This window comes from Mesorhizobium sp. LNJC405B00 (assembly GCF_000502615.1).
Taxonomy (GTDB): domain Bacteria; phylum Pseudomonadota; class Alphaproteobacteria; order Rhizobiales; family Rhizobiaceae; genus Mesorhizobium.
In genome coordinates this window covers 110,255-123,255 of record NZ_AYWC01000004.1, presented here as the reverse complement: position 1 = coordinate 123,255, position 13,001 = coordinate 110,255, and the positions used below count along the sequence as shown (strand labels likewise).

At 61.9% G+C, this 13,001-nt stretch carries 11 protein-coding genes; 6 read left to right on the top strand and 5 right to left on the bottom strand.

Features of this window, described 5'->3' with window-relative positions:
• Positions 1 to 68: 68 nt before the first annotated feature.
• Positions 69 to 1,352, top strand: a complete 1,284-nt coding sequence (locus tag X756_RS155625; RefSeq protein WP_023729374.1) for a cystathionine gamma-synthase family protein — start codon at positions 69 to 71, stop codon at positions 1,350 to 1,352.
• Positions 1,353 to 1,597: 245 nt separating this feature from the next.
• On the opposite strand, the gene X756_RS155630 is transcribed toward X756_RS155625, so the two are convergent.
• The 3 genes from X756_RS155630 to X756_RS155640 form a co-directional block, all read right to left on the bottom strand.
• A complete protein-coding gene (locus tag X756_RS155630) occupies positions 1,598 to 3,247 on the bottom strand; it encodes a thiamine pyrophosphate-binding protein (protein ID WP_023729373.1) in 1,650 nt (549 codons plus the stop codon).
• Positions 3,244 to 4,419 carry a CaiB/BaiF CoA-transferase family protein gene (locus tag X756_RS155635; RefSeq protein ID WP_023668227.1) on the bottom strand — a complete coding sequence of 392 codons (1,176 nt, stop codon included), beginning with the start codon at positions 4,417 to 4,419 and terminating at the stop codon, positions 3,244 to 3,246. Before X756_RS155635 ends, X756_RS155630 begins: the two co-directional genes overlap by 4 nt.
• Positions 4,420 to 4,501: 82 nt before the next feature.
• Positions 4,502 to 5,434, bottom strand: coding sequence for an alpha/beta hydrolase (locus X756_RS155640; RefSeq protein ID WP_023729372.1), 933 nt, complete (start codon positions 5,432 to 5,434; stop codon positions 4,502 to 4,504).
• A gap of 120 nt (positions 5,435 to 5,554) precedes the next feature.
• On the opposite strand from X756_RS155640, the gene X756_RS1000000166630 reads away from it, so the two are divergent.
• The 4 genes from X756_RS1000000166630 (at position 5,555) to X756_RS155655 (ending at position 8,681) form a co-directional block, all read left to right on the top strand.
• Complete coding sequence (locus X756_RS1000000166630) at positions 5,555 to 6,445, top strand: alpha/beta hydrolase (RefSeq protein ID WP_023729371.1); 891 nt, start codon at positions 5,555 to 5,557, stop codon at positions 6,443 to 6,445.
• The gene (locus X756_RS155645) at positions 6,442 to 6,891 is read left to right on the top strand and encodes a MarR family transcriptional regulator (RefSeq protein ID WP_023729370.1); all 450 of its coding nucleotides are present in this window, start codon (positions 6,442 to 6,444) and stop codon (positions 6,889 to 6,891) included. The genes X756_RS1000000166630 and X756_RS155645 overlap by 4 nt, the downstream gene beginning before the upstream one ends.
• A gap of 98 nt (positions 6,892 to 6,989) precedes the next feature.
• Complete coding sequence (locus X756_RS155650; protein WP_023729369.1) at positions 6,990 to 7,997, top strand: ribonuclease; 1,008 nt, start codon at positions 6,990 to 6,992, stop codon at positions 7,995 to 7,997.
• A gap of 69 nt (positions 7,998 to 8,066) precedes the next feature.
• A complete protein-coding gene (locus X756_RS155655) occupies positions 8,067 to 8,681 on the top strand; it encodes a hypothetical protein (RefSeq protein ID WP_156941353.1) in 615 nt (204 codons plus the stop codon).
• Positions 8,682 to 8,686: 5 nt separating this feature from the next.
• Here X756_RS155655 and X756_RS155660 read toward each other — a convergent pair whose 3' ends face one another.
• Positions 8,687 to 9,973: a GGDEF domain-containing protein gene (locus tag X756_RS155660; protein ID WP_023729367.1), complete on the bottom strand. Its 1,287-nt coding sequence runs from the start codon at positions 9,971 to 9,973 to the stop codon at positions 8,687 to 8,689.
• 233 nt (positions 9,974 to 10,206) lie between these two features.
• Here X756_RS155660 and ettA point away from each other — a divergent pair, with 233 nt between their 5' ends.
• Complete coding sequence (gene ettA / locus X756_RS155665) at positions 10,207 to 11,856, top strand: energy-dependent translational throttle protein EttA (protein ID WP_023688009.1); 1,650 nt, start codon at positions 10,207 to 10,209, stop codon at positions 11,854 to 11,856.
• 331 nt (positions 11,857 to 12,187) lie between these two features.
• On the opposite strand, the gene X756_RS1000000167275 is transcribed toward ettA, so the two are convergent.
• Positions 12,188 to 12,955 (bottom strand): DpnI domain-containing protein, encoded by a 768-nt coding sequence (locus tag X756_RS1000000167275; RefSeq protein ID WP_084569878.1) that lies wholly within the window; start codon positions 12,953 to 12,955, stop codon positions 12,188 to 12,190.
• Positions 12,956 to 13,001 lie beyond the last annotated feature (46 nt).

Below are 13,001 nucleotides of genomic sequence, written 5' to 3'. Positions count from 1 at the left end.
AGCAAGGACTGGTGGACCGGGATCGCATAAATTGCTGGACGAGACTCCTCCAGAACGCAGGAAAAGCCATGACCGCGCCGCGCCCGTCGAAAACCCACATCGGCAACCACAAGCTCCATCCGGAAACGTTGATGTTGAGCTATGGCTTCGATCCGCAACTGTCGGAAGGCGCCGTCAAGCCGCCGGTGTTCCTGACCTCGACCTTCGTGTTCAAATCGGCGGAGGAGGGGCGCGACTTCTTCGACTACACATCCGGCCGCAAGGAGCCGCCGAGCGGCACGGCGTCCGGCCTGGTCTATTCGCGCTTCAATCATCCCAACTCCGAGATCGTCGAGGACCGGCTGGCGGTCTATGAGGGAACGGACGCCTGCATCCTGTTCTCGTCCGGCATGTCGGCGATCGCCACCACGCTGCTCGCCTATGCCCGTCCGGGCGATGTCATCTTGCATTCGCAGCCGCTTTACGGCGGCACTGAGACGCTTTTGACGCGCACGCTGTCCGGCTTCGGCATCGGCGCTGTCGGCTTCGCCGACGGCGTCGACGAGAAGGCGGTGCGGGCCGCTGCTGATGCAGCGGTGGCGAAGGGGCGTGTCTCGGTCATTCTCATCGAGACGCCGTCAAATCCGACCAACAGCCTGGTCGACATCGCACTGATCCGGAAGATTGCCGACGAGATCGGCGCAAGCCAAGGCTCGACGCCGATCATCGTCTGCGACAACACGCTGCTCGGCCCGGTGTTCCAGCGGCCGATCGAACATGGCGCCGATGTCTCCGTCTATTCGCTGACCAAATATGTCGGCGGCCATTCCGACCTGATCGCCGGTGCGGCGATGGGCAGCAAGGCGGTGACCAAGCCGATCAAGGCGTTGCGCGGCGCAATCGGCACGCAGCTCGATCCGCATTCCTGCTGGATGCTCGGCCGCTCGCTGGAGACGCTGTCGATCCGCATGGAGCGCGCCAACGACAATGCGCGGCTCGTGGCCGAATTCCTGCGCGATCACGCCAAGGTGGAAAAGGTGCATTACCTGCCGTTCCTGGGCGAGGACACGGCAGCGGGACGGGCCTACAAGGCGCAATGCAGCGGCGCCGGCTCGACATTTTCTTTCGATATCAAAGGCGGAGAGAAGGCGGCCTTCGCCTTTCTCAACGGGCTGCAAATATTCAAGCTGGCGGTGAGCCTCGGCGGCACGGAGTCACTCGCCAGCCACCCGGCGGCCATGACCCATTCCGGCATCCCCTTCGACGTGCGCCAGCGCATCGGCGTGCTGGAGACGACGGTCAGGCTGTCGATCGGCGTCGAGCATCCGGACGATCTTATCGCCGACCTGACGCAGGCGCTGGCAGCGGTCTGATAGCTCGCTTGTAGATATCAGGAAAGGGGCGATCGCCTTGGCAGCGTCGGCGGGACAGCACCCCCCTCTGTCCTGCCGGACATCTCCCCCTCAAGGGGGGAGATCAGCAGCTCTGACCATAGCGCCCTGTCTGCAACGCTGCAGATTGGCGAAGGGCGACATGACATCCAATCTCCCCCTTGAGGGGGAGATGTCCGGCAGGACAGAGGGGGGTGTGACGGAACTCGGCTTTCGCTGCTAACTTCTCAGCTCTTGTCGCGGATCTGCGTCATCGTCCGCGTCGGCGTGATCGCCTCGGGGTCGAGCCTGATTTCGACGATCGCCGGCTTGCCGCTGGCGCGGGCACGCTCGAAGGCAGGGGCAAAATCTGCCGTGTTCTCGACCGTCTCGCCGTGGCCGCCATAGGCGCGGGCAAGAGCGGCAAAGTCAGGGTTCTTCAGATCGGTGGCGACGACACGGCCGGGATAGTCGCGCTCCTGGTGCATGCGGATGGTGCCGTAGATGCCGTTATTCACGACGATAACGATGATCGACAGGTCGTATTGCACGGCGGTAGCGAATTCCTGTCCGTTCATCAGGAAGCAGCCGTCGCCGGCAAAGGCGATCACGGTGCGGTCGGGATGGAGCGCCTTGGCGGCGACCGCAGCCGGGGTGCCGTAACCCATCGAACCGGAGGTCGGCGCGCCTTGGGTGGCGAAGCGGCGGAAGCGGTGGAAGCGGTGCACCCAGGTGGCGTAATTGCCGGCGCCGTTGGTGAAAATGGCGTCATCGGGCAAAATCTTTTCCAGATAGTTCATGATCGGCCCCATCTGGACCGGGCCGGGGCCGGTCTCAGGCGGCGTCGACCAGTCGAGGTAGGCAGCGTGTGCTTTCGCTGTCTCATCCGCCCAGGCTGGCGTGGAGGTTGGCTTGCGCTTGGCAAAAGCCTCGACGAAGGCCGAAGGCGAAGCGTTGATCGCCAGGGTCGGCCGGTAGACGCGGCCGAGTTCGCCGGCATCGGCATGGACATGGACCAGCGTCTGGTCGGGGTAAGGGCTCTTCAGCAACGTATAGTCGGAGGACGGCATCTCGCCCATGCGGCCGCCGATCAGCAGCACCAGGTCGGCCTGCTTGATGGCGGTGGCCAGCTTCGGGTTGATGCCGATGCCGACATCGCCGGCATAGTTCGGGTGCAGATGGTCGAACAGCATCTGGCGGCGGAAGGAGCAGCCGACCGGCAGCGACCAGGCCTCGGCAATGGTGCGCATACGTGCCACCGCTTCCTCGTCCCAGCGTGTGCCGCCGAGGATGACGAAGGGACGCTTGGCTTTGGCCAGAAGCTTTTCCAAAGCATCGAGTTCGGCTTCGCCGGGCCGGGTTTCGACCGGCGTGTGCGGCAAGGCCGCGGGCGCGTCGACAAGACTGGTCAGCATGTCCTCCGGCAGCGAGACGACGACGGGGCCGGGGCGGCCCGATGTCGCGACAGCAAAGGCGCGGGTGACGAGTTCGGGGATGCGCGCGGCATCGTCGATCTCCACCACCCATTTGGCGATGTCGCCGAAGAAGCGCTTGTAGTCGACCTCCTGGAAAGCCTCGCGCTCCTTGGCGTGGCTGGCGACCTGGCCGATGAACAGGATGACGGGTATCGAATCCTGCATGGCAATGTGAATGCCGGCCGACGCATTGGTGGCGCCGGGGCCGCGGGTGACGAAGCAGATGCCGGGCTGGCCGGTCAGCCGCCCCTGGCAGTCGGCCATCATGGCGGCGCCGCCTTCCTGTCGGCAGACAATGGTGCGGATGGGCGAGTCATGCAATGCGTCGAGCACCGCGAGATAGGATTCGCCGGGCACGCAGAAGATGCGGTCGGTGCCGTTCGCCTCGAGTGCGTCGACAATCAGTTGTCCACCGGTCTTCATCGTCCAGACTTCTCCAGTTCGGCAAGAATTTCTTCGGTATGTTCGCCAAGGCGTGGCGAAGGGCGTTCATAGACCAGCGGTGTGCCGGACATCACCATCGGCGCGCGCACCGAGGGCAGACGATTGCCATGGCCATCGTCGAGGTCGAGGCGCATGCCGCGTGCGATCGTCTGCGGGTCGGCAAACATCTGGCCGATATTGTTGATCGGGCTCGCCGGCACGCTTGCCGCTTCGAGCTTGGCCAGCAACGGGTCTCGGTCCCAGTTCTTCAGCGTCTCGATCATGTGCTCGCGCAATTTCACCCGGTTGGCGACGCGGGCCGGATTGGTGGCGAAATCGGGATTCGCTGAGAGATGGTCGAGTCCGACGGCGGCGCAGAATTTGGCGAACTGGCCGTCATTGCCGACCGCCAGGATGATATGGCCGTCCCTGACCGGGACAACCTCATAGGGCGCAATGTTCATATGCGCATTGCCCATCTGCACCGGCGCCTTGCCGGAGACGAGATAGTTGAGGTTCTGGTTGCCGAGTGCGGAAATCTGCGTGTCGAACAGAGCCATATCGATATGCTGTCCCTGGCCGGTCTTTTCGGCATGGCGAAGCGCTGCCTGGATGGCGATCACCGAATAGAGGCCGGTGAAGATGTCCGATATGGCGACGCCGGCTTTTTGCGGCTCGCGCCCGACCTCGCCGGTGATCGACATCATGCCGGCCATGGCCTGGATGATGAAATCATAGCCGGCGCGGGGTGCGTAAGGCCCATCCTGGCCGAAGCCGGTGATCGAGCAGTAGACGAGCTTTGGATTGATCGCCTTCAGGCTCTCGTAATCGAGCCCGTATTTCTTGAGGCCGCCGAGCTTGAAGTTCTCGATCAGAATGTCGGCCGTGGCAACCAGCCGGCGCACCGTCTCGGCCCCTTCGGGCGTCGAGAAATCGACGGCGATGGAGCGCTTGCCGCGATTGCAGGAGTGGTAATAGGCGGCCGACAGGTTCTCGCCATCATGGCTCATGACGAAGGGAGGACCCCATTTGCGGGTATCGTCGCCGCCATCGGGGCTCTCGACCTTGATGACATCGGCGCCGAGATCGGCCAGCAATTGTCCTGCCCACGGGCCGGCCAGGATGCGGGCGAGTTCGACGACGCGGACGCCTTTCAGCGGAGGTTCAGCCATAAATCACCAAAAACGGGTCGGAACCGCAGCCTCTATCAACCCGGGATGCCGCTGTCACGGGCCTTGCGGTGGGCCAGCGATGTCAGCGTTTGAGCACGCTATCGGCCCAGGCAGCGAAATCGTCCATGACGACATCGCGGTTCACCTCGTTCAGGCTTTCGTGGCGGGTGTCGGCGTAAACCTTTGAAACCAGATTCGAAAAGCCCATCGCGCGCATGCGTTTGGCGAGATGATCGATGCCCTTGCCATAGTCGGAGGCCGGATCCTTCTCTCCGCCGACGATGCTGACGGGCAGGTCGCGCCTGATGCCGGCAAAGCCGGAATCCTTGCCGCCTTTCTGCGTCATCTCCACGACATCGCGCCACATCGAGATCGAGGCATCCCAGCCGCACAGCGGGTCGGCGATGTACTTGGCCACTTCAGCCTCGTCGCGCGACAGCCAGTCGAACGGCGTCTTGTGGTTGGGCACCGCCTTGCCCCAGGTCTGGAAGGTCAGCCTTGGCAAGACGCGTGAGGGAACATCGGAGCCGAGCCTGAAGCGCTCATAAGCGAGGATGGCGAGTGCAAGCCGGCCAAGCAGGCCTTGTGAGAAATTGCCGTTCCAGATCGCCGCGGCGTGGACGCGCGGCGAGTGCGCCAGCAGGTAGTTGAGCGCCACCGACGCACCCATCGAATGGCCGAACAGGATGACCGGCAGGCCGGGCTGCTCCTTCGCAATCAAATCGTGGACTGCGTCGACATCGGAGATCACCTTGGCCGGGCCGCTTGTGCCGGCGAACCTGCCGAGCGGGGCATCGGGCGCCTTGGTCGCGCCATGGCCGCGATGGTCGTGGACGTAGACGTGAAAACCGCGGGTGCTGAGGTAATCCGCGAAGCGGGCATAGCGCGCGGCGTGTTCGGCCAAGCCATGGTTAATCTGGACGACGGCCCGTGGAGAGCCGCTCGCGTGCTTCACATAGAGGTTGAGCGTGGCCCCGGTCGGTGAGGCCAGCGTCGTCTGCTCGTCAAATGCCATCTCTCGCTCCCGTCGGCGACTGTTGGGCGACGGCGTGACCGGCGTCAAGGGGAGGGCTATTGACAGTATGCTGTCAATTTGATTATATGACAGCATACTGTCAAAATGGGGAGCATGAGCATGAAAACCTTTTCGACCGTTTCGCGCCCCGCGTTTCTGCTGGCGAGCCTGTCATCCGCAATGCTCCTGCCCGGCATTGCATCCAGCAAAACCAGGGAGATGACCATGAAGACCTCAACCATTGCCGGCCCGCAGGGCCAGCTTGCCGGCTACGACATCAAATCCGGCGGCGGCCTGCCGATCCTGTTCGCGCATGGCGATTGCAGCCGCGCCACACAGTGGAACCGGGTGATGCAGCTCACCGCAGGTGGCCGTGAGGCGGTCGCCTTCGATTTTCGCGGCCATGGCGCATCGGCGCCTGCAACTGATGCCGACTACGGCTATGACGGCCGTGCCGACGATATCGGTGCGGTGGCGGATGCGTTCGGCCTGAAGCGGTTTGTCCTCGTTGCGCATAGCGGCGGCAGTGGGGCCGCGCTCGCCTATGCCGCCGGCCATGCCGACCGTGTTGCCGGCATCCTGCTGGTCGATCCGGCGACCGATCCGCGCGCCCTGCCCAAAGAGATTCGCGACGGGTTCGTGCGCGATCTGGCGGGGCCAAACGGCGGCGGTGTCCTGAGCGCTTATTACACCTCGATTGCCGGCTCCGATGAAGCGGTTCGTCAAACGGTGCTGGCCGATGCGGCGGTGGTCGATCCGGCGGCTCGGGCAGGCGTCGGCAAGGCGCTGGCGGAATGGAATCCCGAACCGACGCTCCATGCCTATCACGGGCCGATCTTCGTGCTGGCCACGGAGGCCAATGACAATGCGGCGGCCCTGTTTCGGCTGCGCATCGGAATTGGCCACAGAACCGTCGCCGGTTCCGGCCATTGGGTGATGCTTGACAAGCCGGAGGCGGTGGCTGAAGCCGTCAACACTTTTGTTTCCACCATCGAGGCCGGCCAGAAATGACAAGCAGGACCGAAGCCGGAGATGTGCTCACCGACCTGGTGCTTGCCGTGTTCCGGCTGAATGGCGGGTTTCTCGACGCGGCCGACCGGCTGGCCGAGCCTGCCGGGTTGACGGCGGCGCGCTGGCAGGTTCTGGGCGCGGTGCTGAAGGAGCCGAAATCGGTGGCCGACATTGCCCGCGACATGGGGCTTGCCCGCCAGAGCGTGCAGCGCCTTGCCGACATTCTGGCCGCCGAAGGGCTTGCCGCCTATGCGGACAACCCGGCGCACCGCCGCGCGAAGCTCCTGGCGATGACCGATGCCGGCCGGGCCGCGATCCGGGATATCGGCACGCGCCAGCATGTCTGGGCCAACCGCATCAGCGAGGGCATCGAGGCTCGCGCGCTCGAGACAGCGCTTGATCTGCTGCGTATGTTGACGAAGCGGGTCGAGGAGGGCGGGGTCTGATCGACCGAGCGATTGTTTTTTGCGGCGGACGAAAGAAATCGTAATTCTGACATGTCACACGTTTCTAGCTTGCGCTACGAAACGCTAGGAGTGCTGGAATGCGGATATCGGCGATATGGGGTGCGGTGTTGGTGGCGCTGGCCGGTGTCGGCCTAGCGCGTGCCGATGTGAAGATGAGCGGCTCCTTCGTGGCCGATGCCGCCTGTCCAGCGACGCAGGCGATCAAGAGCGGCAAGAACCCCGGCAATATCGCGACAACGGCTGGACAGAGCTACGACCTCCTGGCCGGCAACAAGGATGCGCCGACGCATTACCTCATCCGCGTGCCGGGCGCCGATCCTGAGCGTCGCTGGGTCAAGATCAGCTGCGGTCATGTCGCCGGCGGCAGCGCAGCCGCCCAGCCGGCCGCGCCCGCCGATCAGGGCAAGCCTGCGGCTTCGGGAAAGCCCGAATATGTCTTTGCGCTGAGTTGGCAGCCGGCCTTCTGCGAAACCAAGGCAAGCAAGCCCGAATGCCAGGCGCAGACGGCGGGCGGTTTCGACGCGTCGCATTTCACTTTGCATGGTCTGTGGCCGCAACCGAACGGCAATTTCTATTGCCAGGTGCCGGCGAGCGACAAGGCCAATGATAATCCGGCCCATTGGGCCGACCTGCCGCCGGTCAACCTCGATGCCAATACGCGCGCCGAACTCGACCAGGTGATGCCTGGCACCGCCTCCAAGCTCGAACGGCATGAATGGATCAAGCACGGCACCTGCTACGGCAAGAGCCAGCAGGAGTATTTTGCCGAGGCGCTGAACCTGATGCGGGCGGTGAATGCCTCGCCTGTGCGCGAGCTCTTGACCAGGAACGTCGGCAAGCAACTGACTTCGGACCAGATCCGCAGCACCTTCGACAGCGCCTTCGGCGCCGGGGCGGGCGCGCGGGTGCGTGTCTCCTGCCTGGTCGATCCGTCGAGCGGCAGGCGGCTGATCGGCGAGCTGACGCTGGGCCTGACCGGCCCGATCGGCCCCGACAGTTCGCTGGGCACTCTCATGCTCGCCTCGGCGCCGACGACCAAGGCGGGCTGTCCGAAGGGTTCGGTCGATGCGGCCGGGTTCCAGTAGATATCCGTCTGTCGCTTGGCAGTGACGCGGTGATATGGTCTGGATGTGTTTCATTCGGCGGGGGTGGCGATGAGTGGCATGACATCAGGCGCGCTGGCGCGGCTGGCTTTCTGGGCCAGGGGGATGACCGCCATAAAAGACGGCCGCATGGAATGGCCGGGCTTTTCCTATACCGATGCCGAGTGGGCGCGCATGCGCGTGCTTGCCGCGCCGATCGGGGCAAGCCGCTACCAGCTGTTCACTTGGGTCAACGCCGCGATCTTCATCGCCATTGCCGCGCTCGGCATCGTCTGTGTCTTCCTGCCGCTGGCGATACTTTTGTTTCCGGTGCCGGCCGACACCAGCGCGCTCAAATTCTCGGCTCTGCTGGCGGCGTGTGCCTTTCTCATAATCGGGCTCGGCTTGCCGATCTCCATGCGCCTGTCGAGCGCGTTGGCCATCTCCCGGGAGATGCGCGCCGGTCTTGTCGGCGAAGCCGGTGACGAAGCGCTGGCAGCAAAAGTGTCTTGGCAGATCAACCGCATCATGCTGGTCATGTGCGGCCTGCTGGTGCCCGGCATTCTGTTGTTCATCGCTTATGACATCGACGCCAGTCCGATCATCACCACGCTGAAATGGCTGGCCATCGCGCTGATAGCCGTTTCAGTTGCGGTCGGCGCGTTGCAGCAGCGCAAGCGGAGCTGACAACCTTATCCGCTGACGCCACGTGTGGACAATGTCCAGGCACTGAGGTCTTCGGCATCGTCATGCGCTTCGCCGACGACGCGGTCACGCCCGGTGGATTTGGCCCTGTAGAGACGCTCGTCGGCAAGGGCGAAGAGATCGGCAAGCGAGCCTACGGTCTCATCGACAGTGGCGATGCCGGCGCTGACGCTGATGTCGAACCGGTTTACGCACGCTTTGACGGCCTGGCGGAGGTTTTCTCCGAGCAACCTGGCGACCGCATGCGGCTGCGAGCAAAGGATGGCGAACTCCTCGCCGCCGATCCTGAAAACCTGATCGTGTGCGCCGGCCGCCTGGGTCAGCACCTGGGCGATCGATCTCAGCACCCTGTCGCCCTCGGCATGGCCGAAGCGATCGTTGATCGACTTGAAATGGTCGACGTCGACGATCAGCAGGCTGAGCGGTTGGGCCGTGCGCAGGCTGACAGCGACCAGACGTTCGCCGTCGCTGTCAAAGCGTCCCCTGTGCAACAGGCCGGTGAGGCCGTCGCGGCCGACATGTTCGACCAGGGCTTCGTAGCGCTCGCGATAGGTCAAGGTGTCGAAGACGTCGGACAACCCACGTGGTGCCACGACCTGACGCGTTTCGAACCATCTGAGGTAGGCGACAAGCATGGCGCTGTAGGCAAAAGCGGCACCCATCTTGGCGAACCAGCCGCCGAAGAAGACCGCAATCGGCGCGCCGGCGACGAAATGCAGGGCGCTGAAAAATCCGGCCTGGTCGAAGGTGAGCACGCAGGCGACGCAAATCAGGATGCGGGAGAACGGCGCCCTGCGTAGATAACGCCCGAGCTTTTCGTAAAGCAGGATGATCAGGATGGCGTCGATGAAGAGCAGCGTCGTGCCCCACACCATCAGCCAGCCCAACTGGTCGATGAAACCGATATCGGGAAGCTTGCCGTCGGAAAAGGCTGAAATATCGTGCAGGCGCAGGATCAGGACCAGCCCGATCATCAAGGCGTTGCCGAGCAAAAGGCCATAGATCGGCTGGCGCACCGTGGCCGCATCTTCCTTCATGTAGAGGAGAAGCAGCATCACCAGCTTGCCGGAAAACAGCACCGCCGAGCCTGGCGAGACCATGCCGAAGGGCAGGGCGACATAGAAGACGCTGGCGAGATAGGTTTCGAGGAAATGCATGGCGCCCAGCGCGCAGACGAAGACGCCGAGGCCGATGCGATCCCTGAAGCGGAACAGCGTGACCATGACGCTGAAGTAGACGACCGCTTCGGCAAGGAGCAGGAAACTGTTCAGCACTACCTTCGGTCCGATCTTTACTTTCGATCGCGACAGGCCAGCGATCGATCCTGTTTTGACGCTGAAGGGTTAACCGGGGATTTCAACGCTCCCTACAACCGGCGGAAAACTTAACGTGCGGTGTACACCCGCTTGAAATGGCAAAAGCGATTGCCGTTCGGCCCGGCATCGCCTACATAGCGGCCAACCTCCATTCAATCCGACATTTCGGTCAATCATCAAGGAAAGCGCGCGTGGCACGCCAGTTCATCTATCACATGGCCGGCCTCAACAAGGCCTATGGCACCAAGAAGGTGCTTGAGAATGTCCATCTCTCCTTCTATCCCGACGCCAAGATCGGCATCCTCGGCCCCAACGGCTCGGGTAAGTCGACGATCCTCAAGATCATGGCCGGGCTCGACAAGGAGTGGAACGGCGAAGCCTGGCTCGCCGAAGGCGCCACCGTCGGCTATCTCGCGCAGGAGCCGGCGCTCGATGCCAACAAGACGGTGTTCGAGAACATCATGGAAGGTGTCGCCGCCAAGACCGCCATCATCGAGCGCTACAACGAATTGATGATGAACTACTCCGACGAGACGGCCGACGAGTCCGCCAAGCTCCAGGACGAGATGGACCGGCTCAATTTGTGGGATCTCGAACAGCAGGTCGAGATGGCGATGGAAGCGCTGGGCTGCCCGCCCAAGGATTCCGAGGTCACCAAGCTTTCGGGCGGTGAGCGCCGCCGCGTCGCGCTCTGCCAGCTGCTGCTGCGTCAGCCCGACCTCTTGCTGCTCGATGAACCGACCAACCATCTCGACGCCGAGACTACGGCGTGGCTGGAAAAACACCTGCGCGCCTATCCCGGCGCGGTGATGATCATCACCCACGATCGCTACTTCCTCGACAATGTCACCGGATGGATCCTCGAGCTCGATCGCGGCCGCGGCATCCCCTATGAGGGCAACTACACCAAATACCTCGAAGCCAAAGCCAAGCGCCTCAAGCAGGAAGGCCGCGAGGACGACGCTCGCCAGCGTGCCATCGGTCGCGAACGCGAGTGGATCCAGTCCAGCCCGAAAGCTCGCCAGACCAAGTCCAAGGCGCGTATCCAGGCGTTCCAGGACCTGCTGGATGCAGCCGACAAGCGGCGTCCGAGCGATACGCAGATCGTCATTCCGCATGGCGAACGGCTCGGCAATGTGGTGATCGAGGCGGAAGGCCTGTCGAAGGGCTTTGGCGACACGCTGTTGATCGAGGGTCTGGAATTCAAGCTGCCGCCAGGCGGCATCGTCGGCGTCATCGGCCCGAACGGCGCCGGCAAGACGACGCTGTTCCGCATGATCACCGGCCAGGAAACGCCGGATGCCGGCTCTGTCCGCATCGGCGAAACGGTGAAGCTCGGCTATGTCGATCAGAGCCGCGATGCGCTCGATCCGTCAAAGACGGTGTGGGAGGAGATTTCCGGCGGCGCAGAAGTGGTCAAGCTCGGCAAGTTCGAGGCCAACACGCGCGCCTATTGTGCGTCGTTCAACTTCCGTGGCGGCGACCAGCAGCAGAAGGTCGGCAACCTCTCCGGCGGCCAGCGCAACCGCGTGCATCTGGCAAAAATGCTGAAGACCGGCGGCAATGTGCTGCTGCTCGACGAACCGACCAACGATCTCGACACCGAAACGCTGGCGGCGCTCGAAGACGCGCTGGAAAATTTTGGTGGCTGCGCCGTCATCATCTCGCATGATCGTATGTTCCTGGACCGTCTGGCCACCCACATCCTCGCCTTCGAGGGCGACAGCCATGTCGAATGGTTCGAGGGCAATTTCGAGGACTACGAGCAGGACAAGATCCGTCGTCTCGGCCCCGAAGCCGTCAACCCGCACCGCATGACCTACAAGAGGCTGACGCGGTAGCTGCTTTTAAGCTTCATCATTGAGATTTTGTATGAAATATTCGGCCAACTTGGCCGAGGGGAATCGCGCAATTTCCCGATAGTCGGGTTGATGCTCTGCCGTGGATGGGGAGTTTAGCACTATGAAAGCATCGTTCTCCTGGACCACAATGTTAGTTAGATCAACGCTGTCGATGGCCGTTGCATCCCGTGCTTGGCAATATGGGCATTCGTCATCACAGTTACATGACCAATCCGTAGCCCAGTACCTATGACATCTGTAGCATCTGTAATTATTGAGATACCAAGCCATTTCAAGCACCTAAGAACGATCTAAGGGCAGATCACCTGCGCTATCGCGCAATACGATACCGACCGCGTGATAAGAATTCAAGAAATCCGTTGTCGCGAAGATACTGAAGTTGTTGATGGATTTTTGGCCTAATATTCCGATTGTTTGGGTAAAGGAGGGCAAGCCTTTTTTCAAATGCGTAAGCCTCGTCGATTTCAAATTCGTCTCTGCCAATCGACTCGATACAGCGCATTACCTCAATGAGCCATCCTCTGACTTCATGAGGCGTCTCCCGTAGAAACACGGTGCGGTTCCAAGCAGCCAGAACTTCGTCTTTCGAGGTGACGATGCCGTTCCTGACTAGGTGGATTCTTCCCGCCTCAGGGACCCGATTAAGAAGAATGTTTGAACCGATCCAGCCAGCGCGGCGTGCCGTTGGCGAGAGCGGCTTCCTAGGTTCTACGATTTCCGGCGAGAAAAAATGTTTCGGAATAACGAAGACGGATTCTACGAATCGTTGATTGAAATTGTATTTTAGTAGGAAAAAGTTAGGGTTAGTGGACGAATTCAGTCGCTCTATTTTTCTGCTATACGCTCCATTTGTGAGTTTTTTGCCAAATGGTTTCTTCGCGCTTTTTAGTTCGTATTCATCATCGCATTTATTGCAGTAAAAATCAGCTACGGGACGATTTGCCGGAAACTGTGTCAGGTGCGAATTACCGCAGTTGGGACAGTATAGCCATTCTGATGCCCACTGCTCCGTCCAAATTCTCGCGCTCTGCGAACCGCTGCCGTATGCCGCCTGAGTTTCTTGGAATCCCATTTTCATTCAGAAATGGTCTACGCAATGCGTTCGCGCGTCAATCTATGCTGGC

Coding starts and splice junctions, on each gene's coding strand:
- X756_RS155640 (WP_023729372.1), bottom strand. CDS start 5,434: ATGGCATTTGACGAGCAGACGACGCTGGCCTCACCGACCGGGGCCACG.
- X756_RS155625 (WP_023729374.1), top strand. CDS start 69: ATGACCGCGCCGCGCCCGTCGAAAACCCACATCGGCAACCACAAGCTC.
- X756_RS1000000166630 (WP_023729371.1), top strand. CDS start 5,555: ATGAAAACCTTTTCGACCGTTTCGCGCCCCGCGTTTCTGCTGGCGAGC.
- X756_RS155635 (WP_023668227.1), bottom strand. CDS start 4,419: ATGGCTGAACCTCCGCTGAAAGGCGTCCGCGTCGTCGAACTCGCCCGC.
- X756_RS155630 (WP_023729373.1), bottom strand. CDS start 3,247: ATGAAGACCGGTGGACAACTGATTGTCGACGCACTCGAGGCGAACGGC.
- X756_RS155655 (WP_156941353.1), top strand. CDS start 8,067: ATGAGTGGCATGACATCAGGCGCGCTGGCGCGGCTGGCTTTCTGGGCC.
- X756_RS155650 (WP_023729369.1), top strand. CDS start 6,990: ATGCGGATATCGGCGATATGGGGTGCGGTGTTGGTGGCGCTGGCCGGT.
- X756_RS1000000167275 (WP_084569878.1), bottom strand. CDS start 12,955: ATGAAAATGGGATTCCAAGAAACTCAGGCGGCATACGGCAGCGGTTCG.
- X756_RS155645 (WP_023729370.1), top strand. CDS start 6,442: ATGACAAGCAGGACCGAAGCCGGAGATGTGCTCACCGACCTGGTGCTT.